The 19,609-nt window shown below is 45.7% G+C and carries 19 protein-coding genes, 1 tRNA gene and 1 pseudogene; 16 read left to right on the top strand and 5 right to left on the bottom strand.

Translation table 11 applies throughout. The annotated features are described in order from the left end of the window. Window positions 1–36 precede the first annotated feature (36 nt). Window positions 37–113, bottom strand: a tRNA-Arg gene (locus R8O11_RS20375). A 175-nt stretch (window positions 114–288) separates the two neighbouring features. Continuing rightward, on the bottom strand, window positions 289–1,422 hold the full coding sequence (locus R8O11_RS20370) for a flagellar assembly protein FlgT (RefSeq protein ID WP_025768949.1): 1,134 nt from the start codon (window positions 1,420–1,422) through the stop codon (window positions 289–291). A gap of 169 nt (window positions 1,423–1,591) precedes the next feature. Between R8O11_RS20370 and R8O11_RS20365 the strand changes: the two genes are divergently transcribed. Both R8O11_RS20365 and flgP read left to right on the top strand, forming a co-directional pair. Next, a complete protein-coding gene (locus tag R8O11_RS20365; protein ID WP_005382013.1) occupies window positions 1,592–2,230 on the top strand; it encodes a FlgO family outer membrane protein in 639 nt (212 codons plus the stop codon). A 9-nt stretch (window positions 2,231–2,239) separates the two neighbouring features. Then, entirely contained in the window at window positions 2,240–2,671 is a 432-nt protein-coding gene (flgP, locus tag R8O11_RS20360) for a flagellar assembly lipoprotein FlgP (RefSeq protein WP_005382014.1), read from the top strand. 102 nt (window positions 2,672–2,773) lie between these two features. On the opposite strand, the gene R8O11_RS20355 is transcribed toward flgP, so the two are convergent. The 3 genes from R8O11_RS20355 to flgA all read right to left on the bottom strand — a co-directional run bounded on the left by R8O11_RS20355 (window position 2,774) and on the right by flgA (window position 4,404). Continuing rightward, complete coding sequence (locus R8O11_RS20355) at window positions 2,774–3,199, bottom strand: flagella synthesis protein FlgN (RefSeq protein ID WP_318194395.1); 426 nt, start codon at window positions 3,197–3,199, stop codon at window positions 2,774–2,776. 27 nt (window positions 3,200–3,226) lie between these two features. Continuing rightward, window positions 3,227–3,541 (bottom strand): flagellar biosynthesis anti-sigma factor FlgM, encoded by a 315-nt coding sequence (gene flgM, locus R8O11_RS20350; RefSeq protein ID WP_005382018.1) that lies wholly within the window; start codon window positions 3,539–3,541, stop codon window positions 3,227–3,229. Between the two features lie 116 nt (window positions 3,542–3,657). Continuing rightward, window positions 3,658–4,404: a flagellar basal body P-ring formation chaperone FlgA gene (gene flgA, locus R8O11_RS20345; RefSeq protein ID WP_005382020.1), complete on the bottom strand. Its 747-nt coding sequence runs from the start codon at window positions 4,402–4,404 to the stop codon at window positions 3,658–3,660. Window positions 4,405–4,480: 76 nt separating this feature from the next. Between flgA and R8O11_RS20340 the strand changes: the two genes are divergently transcribed. From R8O11_RS20340 to R8O11_RS20275, 14 genes and pseudogenes are all read left to right on the top strand, one after another. Then, window positions 4,481–5,407: a chemotaxis protein CheV gene (locus R8O11_RS20340; protein ID WP_005382022.1), complete on the top strand. Its 927-nt coding sequence runs from the start codon at window positions 4,481–4,483 to the stop codon at window positions 5,405–5,407. Between the two features lie 11 nt (window positions 5,408–5,418). After that, window positions 5,419–6,246 carry a CheR family methyltransferase gene (locus R8O11_RS20335; protein WP_005382024.1) on the top strand — a complete coding sequence of 276 codons (828 nt, stop codon included), beginning with the start codon at window positions 5,419–5,421 and terminating at the stop codon, window positions 6,244–6,246. A 303-nt stretch (window positions 6,247–6,549) separates the two neighbouring features. Further along, window positions 6,550–6,945: a flagellar basal body rod protein FlgB gene (gene flgB / locus R8O11_RS20330; RefSeq protein WP_005382026.1), complete on the top strand. Its 396-nt coding sequence runs from the start codon at window positions 6,550–6,552 to the stop codon at window positions 6,943–6,945. Window positions 6,946–6,950: 5 nt separating this feature from the next. Beyond that, window positions 6,951–7,364, top strand: a complete 414-nt coding sequence (gene flgC / locus R8O11_RS20325) for a flagellar basal body rod protein FlgC (protein ID WP_005393132.1) — start codon at window positions 6,951–6,953, stop codon at window positions 7,362–7,364. A 17-nt stretch (window positions 7,365–7,381) separates the two neighbouring features. Then, a complete protein-coding gene (gene flgD, locus R8O11_RS20320; protein WP_318194394.1) occupies window positions 7,382–8,092 on the top strand; it encodes a flagellar hook assembly protein FlgD in 711 nt (236 codons plus the stop codon). Between the two features lie 30 nt (window positions 8,093–8,122). After that, the gene (gene flgE / locus R8O11_RS20315; RefSeq protein ID WP_005382030.1) at window positions 8,123–9,436 is read left to right on the top strand and encodes a flagellar hook protein FlgE; all 1,314 of its coding nucleotides are present in this window, start codon (window positions 8,123–8,125) and stop codon (window positions 9,434–9,436) included. A 330-nt stretch (window positions 9,437–9,766) separates the two neighbouring features. After that, the gene (flgF, locus tag R8O11_RS20310; protein WP_005382031.1) at window positions 9,767–10,516 is read left to right on the top strand and encodes a flagellar basal-body rod protein FlgF; all 750 of its coding nucleotides are present in this window, start codon (window positions 9,767–9,769) and stop codon (window positions 10,514–10,516) included. 18 nt (window positions 10,517–10,534) lie between these two features. Further along, window positions 10,535–11,323 (top strand): flagellar basal-body rod protein FlgG, encoded by a 789-nt coding sequence (gene flgG, locus R8O11_RS20305; RefSeq protein WP_005382032.1) that lies wholly within the window; start codon window positions 10,535–10,537, stop codon window positions 11,321–11,323. Window positions 11,324–11,353: 30 nt separating this feature from the next. Further along, entirely contained in the window at window positions 11,354–12,133 is a 780-nt protein-coding gene (gene flgH / locus R8O11_RS20300; protein WP_005382033.1) for a flagellar basal body L-ring protein FlgH, read from the top strand. A gap of 43 nt (window positions 12,134–12,176) precedes the next feature. Next, the gene (locus R8O11_RS20295) at window positions 12,177–13,268 is read left to right on the top strand and encodes a flagellar basal body P-ring protein FlgI (protein ID WP_005393118.1); all 1,092 of its coding nucleotides are present in this window, start codon (window positions 12,177–12,179) and stop codon (window positions 13,266–13,268) included. A gap of 16 nt (window positions 13,269–13,284) precedes the next feature. Continuing rightward, window positions 13,285–14,211: pseudogene (gene flgJ / locus R8O11_RS20290) on the top strand (flagellar assembly peptidoglycan hydrolase FlgJ). A gap of 160 nt (window positions 14,212–14,371) precedes the next feature. Continuing rightward, window positions 14,372–16,312, top strand: a complete 1,941-nt coding sequence (gene flgK / locus R8O11_RS20285) for a flagellar hook-associated protein FlgK (RefSeq protein WP_053350834.1) — start codon at window positions 14,372–14,374, stop codon at window positions 16,310–16,312. Window positions 16,313–16,325: 13 nt separating this feature from the next. Continuing rightward, the gene (gene flgL / locus R8O11_RS20280) at window positions 16,326–17,519 is read left to right on the top strand and encodes a flagellar hook-associated protein FlgL (RefSeq protein WP_005382037.1); all 1,194 of its coding nucleotides are present in this window, start codon (window positions 16,326–16,328) and stop codon (window positions 17,517–17,519) included. Window positions 17,520–17,946: 427 nt separating this feature from the next. Next, window positions 17,947–19,101 carry a flagellin gene (locus tag R8O11_RS20275; RefSeq protein WP_005382038.1) on the top strand — a complete coding sequence of 385 codons (1,155 nt, stop codon included), beginning with the start codon at window positions 17,947–17,949 and terminating at the stop codon, window positions 19,099–19,101. The last annotated feature ends 508 nt before the right edge of the window (window positions 19,102–19,609 follow it).

The raw sequence follows: 19,609 nt of genomic DNA, 5'->3' as shown, positions 1-19,609 counted from the left end.
AAAGCCTTAGCTCAAGTGGGAGCTAAGGCTATGATATGGCGCCCCCAGTAGGATTCGAACCTACGACCTGTCCCTTAGGAGGGGACTGCGCTATCCAGCTGTGCCATGGGGGCGTAATACCAATAGTTGCAGTTCATTGCACTGTTTTACTGAGTTCAAATCTAGCAATCTACCAGATCTGTATCAGCATCACGTTGAACGATTCGCTACGGTCATTGGTATAATCAAATAAGATGCGCTGCCTATGATATTCAAAAGTGAGCATATCTCAAGACTTAATGTTTGCTTTTATAGGATCTTGTTCATTACGTCGCCAATTTGAACGCTAGATGCTAAATTTGGCTGATCAATCGTCAGTTCCGCTTCGTGTTCGTATATGCGTGATACCGTTAATGTAATTTCGCTTTGCGAGACTTTGTTTCTTGGCAATCCATTTTGGTCGATAAACGACGCGGTGTGCCAAAGCTGCAATTTGTCTCCCTCTTTTACGCCGTGCATACGGCCGAGATCCATCGTTACGGTATTACCGAAGACTGCCACAACCTCTGGCAGTGTAATTTTGCAAGATAGCTCCGACTCCAGATCCAACATAATATTGCGACTAACGCGAAGCATCATCTCGCCATAGGTCGATGCCCAAAAACGTGCACTACGAGTGTCCACTTGACTCGTCTTAGCAAATGGCCAACGCGCGACCTCACGGTAGGCTTTGTTGAAGATTTCATGGCCAGTTTTACCATCAAATACTTTCATTTCTAACGCAAACTGACGATTGATGATGTCATCTTGCAATAGTTGAGATTCGACCGTTGCAGTGAGATCGGTAATGACCCCTCCAATGATGTATTGTGCGCCATTGTCTTGCGCGATCATTTGAGTGCGAGCAGGATAGTTGCTGCTTATTGAGTAGTCCGTTGTACCAACAGACACAAAGCTGCGTGAGGTTTGATCAAGTTGACGGTTCACTACGTGGCTAAAATCGTCACCAACTTGATAAATTTGTCCCATCACTGCTTGTTGTGGTGATGCGACCTCAATATTGCCGACCAGCATTGTCTTTTTGTATTGATCGGTGTGGCAACCCGTTGCCGATGGATAAATATCAACGCGGATTTTTACCTCGACTTTACCGCGACGTTTGCGTTCAGACTCCACCAAAATGTAACGGACTTCATGATTGGTAAACTGGTATTCGTTGCGACTTTCTTCTAATAGCGGCATCAAGTTGCTAATACTGCCAATATCTGCGCCCGAAAAATTGACGGCTTTGAACAGCGCGTCTTCCAACGCATGGAGCCTTGCCGTCTCTTCTGAAGAAACGATGGTGGCAACGCCTGTGACTTCATACCAAGATGCCATTACCTTAAAAGGCAGAAGCATCACTAAAGTGATTGAAAACAGACTGTTTAATATTTTTTTCATTGGTTACAACCGTTCGGGTATAAATATTGCTTTAACAAATTCAGTGAAGTTTGGTGGGTTTTTCTTCGTTAGGCAAACAAAGAAAAGCAAAGACTGTTCCAATATTCACTTTCTTGGAAAGGAATTAATAAAGAACTGTATCACCTAAGATTATCTGGAGAATCAAACCATGAAAAAGTGGCTTGTCGCTGCATCGATGATGACGCTTCTGACATCGTGCGCGTACTCACCGATTTACAATGGTAAAGAACCTTACTCGGGAAGCCAGTTCATGCTGATGGATAGTCCGCGTCATACGATGGACTTTTTCATTGAGAGCATGACAGAAGACCTGATGGTTTCTAATGTGGCAGTATCAGCGCGGACACCGATTGCGATTACCTCGTTTGTTGATCTACAAAATATGGATGCAACAAACTGGTTAGGTAACTCGGTCTCTGAAGGTTTTATCCATCAGTTTCAGCGCCGAGGGTTTAAAGTGGTTGATTTCAAAACTACGGGCTCTATTCAAGTGACGCAACAGGGCGATTTTGCTTTAAGTCGTGATTGGCAAGATTTAGCTCAAGAGCAGCAAATTCAGTATGTATTGACCGGAACGATGCTGCGCCAAGAGGGGGGAGTGCTTGTCAATGCACGCGTGGTTGGCATGCAAAGCCGTGTAGTTGTAGCGACAGCGCAAGGTTTCCTTCCGGCTGACCGTATTGGGCGTGACTTAGATACGTTAAATAGCATCCGCACACAAGATGGTGTGTTGATTCGTTCTGACCCTACCATTCGTCAGCCGTACACTGTGATTCTCCGTCCATAGGATAGAAGCATGAAGAAGTTATTATTTATTGTTGCCACACTGATATTGGTTGGGTGTCAGCCATTACAACAGATGCGTCAAGATGAAATCTTAGTGGCGGTGGGCTACGCCAGCGTCAGTGAGCAAACAGGCCGCACAGTAGAAGAAAAGCGTGTACGTGCAATGCGCGCATCAAAAATTGATGCTTATCGTGAGCTAGCAGAGCAAGTTTATGGCATGCGTGTTAGTGGACGTGCAGAGCTGCAAGACCAGCGTTTGGGTATTGAAAGCACCACTGGTGCCGTCGATGGTGTAATTCGTGGTGCAGAAGTTGTGCGTAGTTATCTTGTTGAAGACAGTTATGTGACTGAGCTGCGTCTGGATATCCGTAAGATGGATAAGCTACGTGATTATGGAGAAGTTCAGCAAGTGCCTGAGAAGCGTCAGCAAACTTTGTTTTAAACCATTTCACTAGACAGATAATCTTTTTGAGCGGCTGATTGGTAACAATGAGTCGCTTTTTTATATCTACGTGAGCGCGGGAATTGAGGGTAGGAGTGACGTTTAAGCTTTTATATTGGTGCCAAGCGTCGAGATGGTGTGGGTTTTTCCGCCCGCATTGTAGGTCATGCCAACTTTGCCATGAGTTCGCTGGAGCATGTTGTTGAGTTTATTGAAGCTCAGCTGTGCGCGACTAAGCGATTCGCCATTTACTTGGTTAACTTGTTGACAGTCGAGGACGAACGATTGGATTTGAGCAACAACCTGACTTAGGTGCTCATCTTCAGTAAGTTGATTGACGTGCGGGTGAGAGGCGATTCGCTGATCAGTTGTTCTGAGCTGATCAATGAGCGTCATCTTCTGTTTGGCAATGTTCTCAATCTCGGTAGAGACACGCGCCGTTATTGCTTGTGTTTCTTGGCGTAAAACAGCGGAAAGTGCCTTAGCATTTTCTAGCTGGAAATTAACGAGATCGACTAATGCTGCCATAAAATACTTACCTTCGGCCTAAGTCAGTTAGCTTTTGCCTTGCAATTCGTTTTCAAACTTAATCATGTTGTCAGCCAATTTTTCAGGATCGACTTTGTATGAACCGTTTGTGATAGCTTCTTTGATTGCTGCAACTTTGGCGCTGTCATATGCCGGAGAAGCTGCCATATCCTTCTGGAGTTTACTGACGGCTTTACTTTGCTGGCTGAGTGATACTGCGTCTTGTTGCGCTGGCGCCTTTTTTGATTCTGTCGTGCTGGTAGCATTGGAATCGTTACGTGCAGGTGCGCGACTTGTTGTCGTCATCATTTGCCCTGAACGTATATTATCTATACCTGCCATGTTTAACCTTTGCCTTGTATCGTAATACTGGTATCCAGACTATCGACCAGCGCAAAAATAACTTTAGTCATTTTTTGCATTTTTATTGATCAGTTTAAACACGCTACCAGTGGGTATTAAAAATTAACAGTGATTTCCGCAATGTCAGTCACTATGCCTTCTATTATACGTTGCGACTTATCATTTTTCACTCTTACTTGATCGCCAGCTGAACCATCCTGCAATGCTGTGCCTTGCGTTGTGATCGTCATGCCAGAATTCACCGCTTTGATAATGACCTTTTCATTTCGGCATACCACACAAACATCATTTCTCTCTACGACATCGCCTAAGCGAACATTACGCTTTAGCTTTGCCCCAACCACTTGATCGTAGCTAGAAAATCCATCTTTACGAAAGCGCTGTAGCTCGATCATGGAAGTGGTAACATCCGATGCGCTGACGATTTCTCCTCTCCCTAGTGTTCGTGTCGCGACGATCATTGGTACTGATACCGAGATCCTCACAGGGACATAGACTTTCCAGTCATCCGGTTGGCATTCCACTAACACATTGATGTTACTTCTCGTGCTGCTGGTGGAAGAGGCAGATGTATCTAACGGAACAGGGCAATCCGTTGCTTTTATTCTCGAGTCGATCTCTGCCGCATTAACAGATAGCTCGCCACCATCAGGCTGATCAACCGTAGCAAGAATATGTTGTTCTGCTGCTGTTTTTATTTGCTCGATCTGATTATCTGAAGCTGAATGAACAAAAAAGCTAAACATACTGAGCAAAATGCCGATAGACTTAGCGTACTTTGTAATTAGCGCTCTACATATTGTCATAGTCAATGGTGTCGAAGTGAAAGTGAAATACGCCATACTGTCTCCCTGGTATCGTGCTTGCCAGTGGTAGAGTATCATTTAAAAACAAAAAGTTTGAGATGGAGATGAGCATATGACGGGGATTCTTGACTCGGTGAATCAGCGTACGCAACTCGTCGGTCAGAACCGATTGGAATTATTGACCTTTCGACTGATGGGCCGACAGCGCTACGGCATTAACGTATTCAAAGTGAAAGAAGTACTACAGTGCCCTAAGCTGACTTCAATGCCAAATCTACACCCTCTGGTTAAAGGTATCGCTCATATCCGCGGCCATACCGTGTCCGTTATTGATTTGAGCCTGGCAATTGGTGGCCGCCCAACCACTGATTTAGATAAATGTTTTGTTGTTATTGCAGAATTTAACCGTACGATCCAAGCATTTTTGGTATCATCGGTTGAGCGTATTATCAATATGCATTGGGAAGCGATTTTGCCACCGCCAGACGGCGCAGGTAAAGCGCACTACTTGACTGCCGTGACAAACATTGACAATGAGCTGGTTGAGATCCTTGACGTTGAAAAAATCCTGGCAGAAATTGCGCCAGTTGATGAAACGATGGATTCCGCTATTGGCGAAGAAATCGCACAAGCAGAACAAGAAAAGCCTATTGTACGCCGCATACTGATTGCTGATGACTCGACGGTCGCGCGTAAACAGGTAGAGCGTGCGATTACATCCATCGGTTTTGAGGTCGTATCTGTCAAAGACGGCAAAGAAGCGTACAATAAGTTGATTGAAATGGCTCAAGAAGGCAATATCTACGATCAAATTTCGTTGGTTATTTCCGATATTGAAATGCCAGAAATGGACGGCTATACCTTAACGGCTGAAATTCGCAGACATGCCGATTTGAAAGACCTTTATGTTATCCTCCATTCTTCATTAAGTGGTGTATTCAACCAAGCTATGGTTGAGCGTGTAGGTGCCAACACCTTCATTGCGAAATTTAACCCAGATGAGTTGGGTAACGCGGTTAAATCTGCATTAACACAATAAAAGAGACATTAATGACTGCTATTACAATCAGTGATCAAGAGTATCGTGACTTTAGCCGTTTTCTAGAATCGCAATGTGGCATCGTGTTAGGTGATAGCAAGCAATACCTCGTGCGTAGCCGACTGAGTCCTTTAGTGACGAAGTTTAAGCTCGCATCGTTATCAGATTTGCTACGTGATGTTGTTACAGGGCGTAATCGAGAATTACGAGTCGCCGCTGTGGATGCGATGACGACTAACGAAACCTTGTGGTTTCGAGATACTTATCCGTTCACGGTTTTAGCTGACAAATTATTGCCAGAAGTAGCGGCAAGTAAGCGCCCAATTAAGATCTGGTCTGCTGCCAGTTCATCGGGCCAAGAACCGTATTCTATTGCAATGACGATCCTGGAAACGCAACAGCGCAAGCCGGGCTTGTTACCAAACGTGTCCATTACAGCCACAGATATTTCGGCAAGTATGCTCGAGATGTGTCGTGCAGGGGTTTACGACAACTTGGCTTTGGGTCGCGGGCTTTCACCAGAACGTCGTCGCACCTTCTTTGAAAATGCGGACGGTGGTCGCATGAAAGTCAAAGATAACGTCAAGCGTTTGGTGAACTTTCGTCCACAAAACTTGATGGACAGTTACGCACTGATGGGTAAGTTCGACATCATTTTCTGTCGTAACGTATTGATTTACTTTTCTCCAGAAATGAAATCTAAAGTGCTTAACCAAATGGCGAGCAGTTTAAACCCTGGTGGTTACTTGCTGTTAGGGGCATCAGAGTCGCTAACTGGTCTGACTGATAAATTTGAAATGGTGCGTTGTAATCCGGGCATCATTTACAAGCTTAAATAGCGGTATCTCTTCATTGATAGAAAAGCCTGACTTCGTGTCAGGCTTTTTTGTTTGTTACCTTTCTGCGCCGAGCGCTTCATGTATCACTCAATTAGTTGAAGCGCGTTTTTGCCTTGTGCCCTCAACACGGTGTATCTTTATTAAGTGAGCAAAGTGATACGACATGACATTCCAGTTACTTTGGCTCAATTATTGCTATTTCAATTCACGGTAACCACTAGGTTGGTGTAATGCTTTAGGTTTTGGCATGCTAATTGCTTTTTGGTTATCAATCACGGTCAGTTCTTAATTGTAGAGGCAAACATGGCTATATCTTTTGACAATGCACTAGGCATCCACCAGCACACGGTGGGCGTACGTGAGCGCAATGCAGAGGTGATTTCCACCAACATCGCACAAGCAAACACGCCTGGTTACAAAGCAAGAGGTTTAGACTTTGCGAAGGAATTGCAAGCGGCAACATCTGGGGCAAGCATTGGTCTTAGTCGCACAGATGGTCGGCATATTCCTGCCACTACAACGTTGGTTGGGGACAAGTTATATCGTCTTCCTACGCAACCAGATACGGGAGATGGCAACACGGTAGACTTGGATTTAGAGCGTAACTTGTTTATGCAAAACCAAATCAGACACCAAGCATCACTCGACTTTCTAGGCAGCAAATTCAAGAACTTAACCAAAGCCATCAAAGGGGAATAATTTAGATGAGCTTATTTAACGTTTTCAATGTGACAGGTTCCGCAATGAGCGCTGAATCCGTTCGTCTGAATACTACCTCAAGCAACTTGGCGAACGCCGACAGTGTCAGCAGCTCTGCGAAAGACACTTACAAAGCGCGTCATGCCGTGTTTGGTGCAGAGTTAAGTAACGCCATGCGTGGCGGTGATACGGTGCCAGTGAAAGTGATGGGTATTGTAGAAAGTGATAAACCGCTGAGTGCGGAGTACAACCCAGACCATCCCCTTGCAAACGAAGAAGGCTACATTTACAAGCCTAACGTCAATGTAATGGAAGAAATGGCAAACATGATCTCAGCTTCTCGTGCATACCAAACTAATGTACAGGTCGCTGATTCTAGTAAACAAATGCTGCTGCGTACGCTGCAGATGGGTCAATAAGGATAAGGGGGTAGCGTATGGCCGGAATTAACAACGTTGGTCAAAGCGGCTTGTCCTATATCGACCAGCTTAAAAGTCTACAAGAGAGTAACAAGAAAGCGGAAGAGAGCACGGGTAAGCAGGACCTAAAACAGGAAGACTTCTTATCATTGCTCACGAAGCAACTGTCTCAGCAAGACCCTTTTAAGCCGGTAAGTAATGACCAGATGATTGCGCAAATGGCTTCATTTGCGACCGTTGATGGCATTGGCAAGATGAACACTCAGTTTGAGAGTTTCAATTCGTCAATGACATCAAATCAAGCGTTACAAGCTTCCTCTTTGGTAGGGCGTGACGTATTGGTCCCAGGAGCAGCAGGTGTGAAGCAGGACGACGCACCAATGGCGGCAATGGTTAAGCTTTCACAATCTATCGATAATCTGTTTGTTCGTGTAGAGGATGAAGCTGGCCAACTGGTTCGTACCTTTGAGGTAGGGGCGAAACCAGCCGGCGACACGCGTGTGCTTTGGGACGGTAAAGATGAAAGCGGAAATCCACTGCCAGCTGGCAAATACAAAGTGAAAGCGTCTGGCTTAGTTGAAGGGGAGTCGCAAGAGTTCCCAGTATCGACGTATGCCAACGTAAACAGCGTATTGCTTGGCAAAGGTGACGGAAACGTATTACTCAATCTGGCTGGTTTTGAGTCGCCAGTTCGACTTGCAGAAGTATTGGAAGTCGGCAAAGCGTAGTCATAGCTCGCTAGATTAGGAGATTTTGGAATGTCATATGTATCTTTAAGCGGTTTGTCCGCCGCCCAACTGGATTTGAACACCACCAGTAACAACATTGCGAACGCCAACACTTACGGCTTTAAAGAGTCCCGTGCTGAGTTTGCTGATGTCTACTCTAACTCTTTATTTACTAACGCAAAAACCACACCGGGTGGTGGTGCGCAAGCAAGCCAAGTGGCACAGCAGTTCCATGAAGGCTCTAGCATTTACACCAACAACCCAATGGATTTGCGTGTTTCGGGGACAGGTTTTTTCGCTGTAGCGAAAGAGCGTCTAACTCCACAACAGAATGAACTGACACGTAATGGTGCATTTCACTTAAATAAAGAAAACTACATGGTGACCGCGAACGACGAGTTCTTATTAGGTTACCAAGTGGACCCAAGCTCTGGTGAGGTTTCTTCATACGAGCCACAACCCATCAATATTCCTGCTGAATTTGGTAAGCCAAAACAAACAGCAAACATTGAAGTGGGTGTGAACTTGCCAGCGAACGGCGATTTGAAAGATCCAACGCAGTTTGATTTTTCAGACCCAGATACATACAACCGTTCAACCTCTTCGACAATTTATGACTCGATGGGTCAGTCTTACAAGCTAACGACGTATTACTTGAAAGATCAGACTCAGCCAAATACATGGAACACTTACTACACCGTGACAGATAAAGAAGGTGAAAAGCCTTTAAATGTTGCGGCTGGTGATGCGCAAACGCCAACAGGTCATGTGGGGCATACCATGAAGTTCAACAACGATGGTACGTTGGCGAGCTTGAACAATGGTCAGCCAATCACTTCTGTGGCTCTGGGCGATCCGGCGACGAACACGACACCAGTCGATATGAATGGTGCCGATCCTGCGCAGACGCTTAACTTCGGCTTAGGCTCAGCAACACAGTTTGCGGCTCCGTTCGAACTGACTAAGTTTGACGAAGACGGTGCAACGACGGGCTTCCTAACCAAAGTTGACTTCGATGAAAACGGCAGCGTATTGGGAACTTACTCAAACGGTGAAAACGTTACATTGGGTCGTGTTGCTCTCGTACGTGTTCCAAACGAGCAAGGTCTGGATAAGAAAGGCGGCACTCAATGGGATTCAACGCAGTTCTCTGGTGACAAGATCTGGGGTGAATCAAATAAAGGCTCTTTCGGCACCATCAATAACGGTATGCTGGAACAGTCAAACATTGATATGACGCAGGAGTTGGTGGACCTGATCTCTGCTCAGCGTAACTTCCAAGCAAACTCACGTTCGCTCGAAGTACACAACCAACTACAACAGAATATCTTACAGATCCGCTAGAGCACTAGCTGGGTCATTCGATACTCTGCTTGAGTAAGCAATGGCGTGTGGTTGCTTCTTAGTAATTACCGCTTTGTTCACTTTCATCATGACATTCATCTGATGCTTAGCCTGAATACACCTCACTCAGGCTAAGCATGCTTTGATCTACGATTTGCCGCTGTTGCCGCCGTATGGATCAAAACCTTGCCTCTCGTTACAGTTTTCTGCCTCTATTGACCTCTTTTAATAGTTTGTTATTAATTCAAGGTATTGATTAGTAAGTCTATTTTTATTTTGGCATAACTATTGCTTTTACTCCGTGTACAGAGAGATTTTTTGGAGTAATTTATGGATCGCGCACTGTTTCTCGCAATGAGTGGCGCCAAGCAAAATATGCAGGCACTACAATTGCGCGCTAATAACTTGGCTAACGTAAGCACGACCGGATTTCGGGCTGATTTAGCACAGGCTCGCTCAATGCAGGCTTATGGTGAAGGCCATCCTTCACGTGTATTCAGCATGACAGAGCGTCCAGGGCATAACTTTGCTCAAGGTAGCGTGATTACAACAGGGCGTGATCTGGATGTGACGATTGAAGGCAGCGGTTGGATATCGGTACTCGATCACACAGGGAAAGAAGGGTTGACCCGTAACGGCAACCTAAAAGTCGATCAAAATGGCATGCTTACCAACGCAAGTGGTCATTTGGTGCTGGGTGAAAACGATGCGCCGATTACTTTGCCTATTCCTCTCTCCAAAATTGAAATCGGTCGGGATGGCACCATCTCTGTGCTTCCTCAAGGTGCCCCGGCAGAAGAATTCCAAGCGGTTGATCGCATTAAGCTTGTTAAGCCTAATGACCAAAGCTTGTTTAAAGACACCAATGGCTTATTTCGCCATAAAACTCCAAACCAACCTTACGAAGCAGACGCGACTGTTAGCCTCCAGACGGGAGCGATAGAAGGCAGTAACGTGAATGCCGTAGGTGAAATGACCGCATTGATTGACTTACAACGTCAGTTTGAAATGCAAGTCAAGATGATGAGCACAGCTGAAGAAATGGATAAATCTTCAGATTCACTGCTTCGTATGAGTTAACAGAGTTAGAGGTTCACTATGCATCCAGCACTATGGGTAAGTAAAACAGGTCTAGACGCCCAACAAACCAACATTGCCACGATTTCGAACAACTTGGCGAACGCCTCTACTGTCGGCTACAAAAAGAGCCGTGCAGTATTCGAAGATTTGTTCTATCAGAACATCAACCAGCCTGGCGGCCAGTCATCTCAGAACACGGAACTGCCAAGTGGCTTGATGCTAGGTGCGGGTTCTAAAGTGGTTGCGACGCAAAAAGTGCACACGCACGGCAATGCACAGACAACGACCAACGCACTGGACATGATGGTGGAAGGCGACGGTTTTTTCCAAGTGACATTGCCGGACGGCAACATCGGTTATACCCGTAACGGTCAGTTCACGCTCAATGGTGAAGGCACGTTAGTCACGTCGGGTTCTGGCTACCCTGTAGAGCCTGAAATTGTGATTCCAGAAGATGCGATTTCTATTACTGTCGGTACGGATGGTGAAGTGTCGGTTCGCGTCCGAGGTCAGCAAGACAACCAAGTCGTTGGTCAGCTAACCATTACAGACTTTGTTAACCCGGGTGGCCTAGAGCCAATTGGTCAGAACCTTTACTTACCAACGGGTGCCAGTGGCGATCCACAAGAGGGTGTTCCTGGTTTGGACGGTTTGGGGGAAATTCGTCAATCCATGCTGGAAGCGTCCAACGTGAATGTAACAGAAGAGTTGGTCAATATGATCGAAGCCCAGCGCGTTTACGAAATGAACTCAAAAGTGATCTCGTCAGTCGATAAGATGATGAGCTTCGTTAACCAGCAATTGTAACGATTAAGAGCAAGATTTGAGGAGCTCACGATGAAACGTATTTGCCTACTCGCTTTGATTGCTACGATGTCGGGCTGTGCCATGTTGGAACCGATTGAAACGGATGAAGTGACACAAGCAACCACTGTGGTCGACGCAGTAGAAGGCGATAAATCGAAAGAAGAGAGCAGCGGTATTGTAGATACTTTACGTGGTAGAAGCGATCCGGTTGCTGGCGACCCTGCTTGGGCTCCAATTCATCCGAAAAACAAACCTGAGCATTACGCTGCTGCAACAGGTTCGTTGTTTAGCGCCGAGCACATTACCGATCTATACGACGATTCTAAACCACGTGGTATTGGCGACATTATTACCGTAACACTGGATGAGACAACCAGTGCGACGAAAAGCGCAAATGCCGATTTATCGAAAACCAATGAAGCGCAAATGGACCCGCTTCAAGTGGGCGGAGAAGAGCTGCAAATTGGCGGAAAATATAATTTCTCTTATGACCTAAACAACTCCAACTCATTTGCAGGTGACTCTTCTGCAAAACAGAGTAACAGCATCAGTGGTTACATCACTGTTGAGGTGATCGAAGTACTGGCAAACGGCAACCTCGTGATCCGCGGTGAGAAGTGGATGACGCTAAATACAGGTGATGAGTACATACGTTTAAGTGGCACTATTCGTCCGGATGATATTAATTTCGACAACACCATTGCATCAAATCGCGTTTCTAACGCAAGAATTCAGTACTCTGGCACTGGTTTGCAACAAGATATGCAAGAGCCAGGCTTCTTGGCACGATTCTTTAATGTAGCGCTATAACACGCCGTGCTGACGGCAATTTGACTGCAAGAGATAAGTAAGCATGAAAAAACTCCTTTTAGTACTGATGAGCGTTGCTCTGTTTTCTACCGTAGCCCAAGCCGCACGTATCAAAGACGTCGCGCAAGTGGCAGGTGTACGAAGCAACCAACTCGTGGGTTATGGTTTGGTTTCAGGCTTACCTGGTACGGGTGAAGCGAACCCGTTTACAGAGCAAAGTTTCGCCGCCATGCTGCAAAACTTCGGCATTCAGATGCCGCCGGGCACAAAGCCAAAAATTAAAAACGTTGCCGCAGTCATGGTTACGGCAGAATTGCCGCCTTTCTCTAAACCGGGTCAGCAAGTGGACGTGACTGTCTCTTCCATCGGAAGTGCTAAAAGTTTGCGTGGTGGCACCTTGCTGCAAACGTTCCTCAAAGGTCTCGACGGTCAAGTTTACGCGGTTGCTCAAGGTAACTTAGTAGTGAGCGGCTTCAGTGCTGAAGGCGCTGACGGTTCTAAAATCGTAGGTAACAATCCAACCGTTGGTCTTATCTCTAGTGGTGCGACAGTAGAGCGAGAAATTCCAAACCCATTTGGTCGTGGTGATTACATCACGTTCAACTTGCTTGAGTCAGACTTCACAACGGCTCAACGTATGGCGGATGCGGTAAACAACTTCCTTGGCCCACAAATGGCGAGCGCTGTTGACGCGACATCAGTGCGCGTGCGTGCTCCTCGTGACGTCAGCCAGCGTGTGGCGTTCTTATCGGCAATTGAAAACCTAGAATTCGACCCAGCAGATGGCGCAGCCAAAATCATCGTTAACTCTCGCACGGGTACCATCGTAGTTGGTAAGCATGTGCGTCTTAAACCAGCAGCAGTAACGCACGGCGGCATGACGGTTGCGATCAAAGAAAACCTGAATGTTAGCCAACCTAACGGCTTTTCTGGTGGGCAAACCGTTGTCGTACCAGACTCGGATATCGAAGTCAGCGAAGAGCAGGGCAAGATGTTTAAGTTCGAGCCAGGCTTAACGTTGGATGATTTGGTCCGTGCCGTGAACCAAGTCGGGGCTGCGCCTTCGGACTTGATGGCAATTTTACAAGCATTGAAGCAAGCTGGTGCCATTGAAGGCCAGTTGATCATCATTTAATGGTTAGGAGGTAGGTATAATGAACAATCCTAACGACATTGGTTTTATCCATGACATCAGTTCTCTGGATACTCTGCGTCAAAAAGCAGTGAAAGAGGGAAAAGATGGCGAGCAAGAAGCATTGCATGCGGCTGCTCGTCAGTTCGAATCGATCTTCACCTCCATGATGTTGAAATCCATGCGTGAAGCCAATGAGGGCTTTGAGTCCAACATGATGAACAGCCAAAACGAGAAGTTCTACCGACAAATGTTGGATGAACAGATGGCGAGTGAATTGAGTTCGTCTGGTTCAATGGGACTGGCCGATATGATTGTTAAGCAATTAACGGCTGGGCAAGGGAACGACAAAAAAGAAACGGCTATGCGTGATGCGGCAAACAATGCTGCGGAATATCGTCGTGTTGACCCGAAAAAAGCGCGCGAGATTGAACAGCGCTTGATTGAATCTGGTCAACTATCTCGACCAAGCAATGAACCCACTCGATTCGATTCACCAGAATCCTTTGTTAACTCGATGAAGCCATACGCGGAGAAAGCTGCGAAAGCCCTAGGAGTCGAGCCATCTCTGCTACTTGCGCAAGCCGCTTTGGAAACGGGGTGGGGGCAAAAGGTGGTGAAGAACGCGCGTGGCAGCAGCAACAACTTATTTAATATCAAAGCAGATCGAAGCTGGCAGGGTGACAAAGTGACGACTCAAACTTAAGAGTTCCACGATAACACGCCAGTGAAAGAGACGGCAGCGTTTCGCTCCTACTCAAGTTACGAAGACAGCTTTAATGACTTTGTACGATTTTTGAATGACAACCCACGTTACGAGACAGCATTGCAGCAACGCGGGAATTCAGAGTCGTTTATTCGCGGTATCCACAGTGCGGGTTACGCGACCGATCCGAACTACGCAGATAAAGTCCTGCAGGTGAAGGATAAAATCGAAAGTATGTAATGTCTCTGCGCCAATTTATGACGTTCTCGAAGGCTTGCCATAGTGCAAGCCTTCACTTTATCTGAATATCTACGCCTTTCTATCACTTGGCGCATCTTTTGCTTTTAACGTGTCTAGGTGATCGGTTTTGCCGATTTATATTTCGTTTTTGGGGGCATGTATGGCGTCAGATCTTCTGAATGTAGGTACTCAAAGTGTGCTTACTGCTCAGAGACAATTAAACACCACTGGTCATAACATTTCTAATGTTAATACAGAGGGTTATAGCCGTCAGTCTGTTATCCAAGGCACGAATGATCCGCGCATGTTTGGTGGTTCTACCTACGGCATGGGTGTGCATGTGGAAAATGTTCGCCGCTCGTGGGATCAGTTTGCCGTGAATGAACTGAACCTGTCGTCGACCAACAATGCCAACAAAACGGATACCCAAGACAATCTTGATATGCTCTCTAGCATGTTGAGCTCTGTGGCATCGAAGAAAATTCCCGAGAACCTGAATGAGTGGTTCGATGCGGTAAAAACCATGGCAGATACCCCGAACGATTTAGGGGCACGAAAAGTGGTATTGGAAAAGGCGAAAATCTTCTCTGATACATTAAATGATTTCCATGAAACCGTTCGACTGCAATCTGATGTCACCAATAAAAAATTGGATATGGGCATTGAGCGCGTTAACCAACTTGCGTTGGAAATTCGCGATATTCATCGACTGATGATGCGTACTCCCGGTCCACATAATGACCTGATGGATCAGCATGAAAAGCTGGTTACTGAGCTGTCAGAGTACACCAAAGTTACCGTAACCCCACGCAAAAATGCAGAAGGGTTTAATGTTCATATCGGCAATGGACACACACTTGTTTCTGGCACGGAAGCAAGCCAGCTCAAAATGATCGATGGCTATCCGGATGTTCATCAAAGACGATTAGCAATGGTGGAAGGAAATGGCATTAAAGCGATCAAGTCTGATGATATGGATGGCAAAATCGGCGCTTTACTTGAAATGCGCGACAAACACATTCCACAACTGCAAGATGAAATGGGCCGTTTAGCGACGGGTTTCTCCTACAAAATTAATCAGCTGCAATCTCAAGGTCTGGATCTTAACGGTAAGATAGGTAAAGACGTATTTACCGACGTGAACTCTGAGCTGGTGGCAAAATCTCGAGTTTTTGCTGCGCCTGACTCTCAAGCTGATGTTGCGGTTTACATTGATGATATTTCAGCGATCAAAGGTGGTGAATATTCGCTACGTTATGATGGCGACCAGTATAGCGTGACAACACCGAAAGGTGAGCAAATGTCGTTGAACATTGATCAATCAGATTCTTCGTTTGTTCTGGATGGTATGAAAGTGCAAATCGGTGAAGGCCTTGCCGCCGGTGAGCGCGTATTGCTCCGCCCAACGAGAAGTGGTGCAGCCATCATAAAGATGGAAACCAATGATGCAAAAGCTATTGCCGCACAAAGTTATGAAGCCTCAACCACTTTTGCACAAGGTAACGCCAAGTTTAAAATTCGTGAGGCGGGGGATGTTAAAGAGTTTGAGGTTACCGTACAACCAGCCGACGAGAAGCATGATAAGCCGTGGTTAAAGATCACGGATAACAAGGGTAATTTACTATCGGACAAATACTCATACCCGTTAGATAAAGATAACCCGATGATTGAAATCTCAGTGCCGAAAAGCCATCCGCTGTATAAAAACGGCGATGCAACCGTGTTTGAGTTGACCGAAGGCGCACTGATGAATGATAAATTCACCGCAAACTTGGTGCCTTCTGAAGGTGGTAACGGCAACTTGAGAAAAATGCAGAAGATCCAAACAGACAAGATGATGGATGGAAAATCTAGTACCTTGATCGATGTTTATCATAACCTCAATACTGAAGTTGGACTGAAGTCTTCTACAGCAAACCGTTTAGCCTCCGTCGCTCGTTTAGAGCATGAAGCGGCGCAAGAGCGCGTTGCTTCTATTTCTGGTGTTAACCTCGATGAAGAAGCGGCCAACATGATGAAGTTTCAACAAGCGTACATGGCTTCATCACGTGTGATGCAAGCGGCGAATGATACCTTCAATACCATTTTACAACTGAGGTAAGGAGAAGAGATAAGTGCTAACCCGAATTTCTAGTTTCCATAACTATCAGTCCGTACAAAATGATCTGCGTCGTCAAGAGAATAAGGTTCACCACAACCAAGAGCAACTTGCTTCAGGGAAAAAGTTACTGAAACCTAGTGACGACCCCCTCGCTGCGCATTACATCCAAAACATTAGTCAGCAACAAGAACAGCTACAACAATATCTTAGCTCGATAGTGTTGGTGCGTAATCGTCTAGAAAACCACGAAGTTAATATCGCCAATGCGGAGAATTTTGCCGACGAGTCGAAGCGCTTAACGATGGAGATGATTAACGGTGCGTTTTCTGCGGAAGACCGACAAGCAAAGAAGCGTGAGCTAGAAGAGATTGCGAACAACTTCCTTAACTTGGTGAACTCGCAAGATGAATCTGGTAACTACGTGTTTGCTGGCACTAAGCCAAAAAGCCAACCATTTTATCGCGATAAAGATGGTAGCGTGCAATACGCTGGGGACGATTATCAGCGCAAAATGAAAGTCTCCAGCATGCTTGAGATGCCAATGAACGATCCCGGCAGCAAGCTGTTTATGGAGATACCAAACCCATTTGGCGACTATCAGCCGAATTACGATCTACAAAACGGCTCTGAGCTGTTGCTAAACAAAGCTACTAACGTTGACGCTAAGGATGATGCGGCGTATCGCGTGACATTTGTCGATATGAATAACGGCAAATTTGGTTACCAATTAGAGCGTAACGGCAAAGTAGTGGATGCCGATGAGTTTTCACCAGAGAAAGGGATTGAATACAAAGGCCTGAAAGTGCACGTAAAAGGCCAAATTACGCCTGGTGACAGCATTGAGATCGAAAAGCGGGCAGAGTTCAGCATTTTCGATACCTTCAAGGATGCAATGGCATGGTCAGACAAATCGGTTTCGGATACGTCGGCGACCGCCAAATTGCACCAAATGACAGAAGAATTCCACGCTGCTTTTATCCATTTGAATAAAGCGCGTACAGATGCCGGTGCTCGATTGAGTACGCTGGATATCCAAGAGCAAAATCATGAAGACTTTAATTTGTCTCTGGCAAAAGCGAAGAGCAACTTTGAGGACTTGGATTACTCTAAAGCCGTGATCGAGTTCAGTGAAAACTCGCGAGCGTTACAGGCATCGCAACAAGCATTCGGTAAGACCAAAGATCTAACGTTGTTTAACTACATCTAGTATGACACTCATACACATTGTCTGATTTTGATGCCTTATGTGCAAAGCCTTAAGCGCGATAAGTCGACGTAACCTGAGAGTCTGAGATGTTATGCGGCACGATTTTACCCAAAGCGGCAATGATGCGGGAGGCAAGTCGGGCGGCAACAGGGCAGCGTTCAATACCCATGGGCTAAGATGAGTCTGACAAACCGGAAATAGCTTAATGATAAAGCTAACTTATTGTTTATTTGATTCTTTTAAAAGTAGTTAAATAATTTACTCAAGTTGGCACACAAATTGTATTGAAAATATCAGAACAGATTTAGAGATTCTAAACCCTGCGTTTAAGGCAGATTTAGCAAGTAACTTTTACGGTCAGTGCTTATCCAAATGAGAGTAAAGCTGGCCGCTTCGCAAAAGCTTGCGAACTCAACAGGAGAGCAAAATGGCTGTAACAGTTAGTACTAACGTCTCCGCGATGACCGCGCAGCGTTACCTAAACAAAGCGACTGATGAATTAAACACGTCGATGGAGCGCTTATCTTCAGGACATAAGATTAACAGTGCAAAAGATGATGCGGCAGGTCTACAGATCTCTAACCGCTTAACTGCACAGTCTCGTGGCCTAGATGTCGCAATGCGTAACGCGAACGATGGTATCTCGATTGCACAAACCGCTGAAGGTGCGATGAATGAGGCAACCTCTGTCATGCAACGAATGCGTGACCTTGCGATTCAATCATCGAACGGTACTAACTCTCCAGCTGAGCGTCAGGCGATCAACGAAGAGTCAATGGCATTGATTGACGAGCTAAACCGTATTGCAGAAACCACTTCATTTGGTGGTCGTCGTCTATTGAACGGCTCATTCGGTGAAGCGGCATTCCAGATTGGTGCGAGCTCAGGTGAAGCCATGATCATGGGACTCACCAGCATTCGTGCGGACGATACTCGCATGGGCGGTGTGACCTTCTTATCTGAGAACGGTAAAGATAAAAACTGGAGTGTTGACCCAGCTAAATCTGACTTGAAGATCACGCTACCAGGTATGGGTGAAGACGAAGACGGCAATGTTGATGATCTAGAAATCAATATTAATGCTAAAGCGGGCGACGACATCGAAGAGCTTGCCACTTACATTAATGGTCAGTCTGATATGATTAATGCGTCTGTAAGTGAAGATGGCAAGCTGCAAGTTTTTGTCGCGCACCCAAACGTTCAGGGCGAGATTTCCATTTCTGGTGGATTAGCATCTGAGCTTGGCCTGAGTGATGAACCTATCAGAACGTCAGTACAAGATATTGATATGACCACGGTACAAGGCTCTCAAAACGCGATTTCTGTGCTGGATTCGGCACTGAAATACGTAGACTCGCAACGTGCAGACTTAGGTGCGAAGCAAAACCGTTTGAGTCACAGCATCAACAACTTGGCGAATATCCAAGAAAACGTTGACGCCTCGAACAGCCGAATTAAAGATACAGATTTTGCGAAAGAAACCACGCAAATGACCAAAGCACAAATTTTGCAACAGGCAGGTACATCGATTCTTGCTCAAGCGAAACAGTTGCCAAACTCTGCAATGTCACTATTGCAGTAGTTTACTTAGCCTGTACTCAATACATTCAGACGTGGATGGGAATGCAGGCTTTTGGCAAGCAACTTTACAATAGAATGAGCGGCTCTCTCATCTCTCACCTGCCAATCATTTTCAATGTAAAGTTGCACTCGGTATGCCGGAAATGTGTTCATTTCTCTTGATCTCCACATAGGCTCTGGCGACCAACCTAGCCCCAGTTCTCTCAAAGGAAAAGGGGCTTTTTCTTTTCTAATTTTCACGTCTATCGTCTGCGAACTTACCTTCAATTGTTTCCTTTTGCTGGTTTTCTATACAATTTATCCCTCTCGGCTCGATTTGTGGAAACTTGAGCACTTTTTCTTACTTTTCTTCAATTTTATTAGCTAAATCTCGCAATGTTATTTTTTTAAACTTTTTTCTAAAGCTTCTGAATTTGGTGTCGTTAATAGAAATAACTTTGAGAGAACTACTTGGTTTTCCGAGACGTCGGAAACCGCTACACCGGAAAATCAATTGGAGAAATCACCAT

The sequence above is a fragment of the Vibrio sp. 1288 genome (assembly GCF_033344475.1).
The sequence above is the reverse complement of the archived record's forward strand: the minus strand, read 5'-3'. Positions and strand labels throughout refer to the sequence as shown.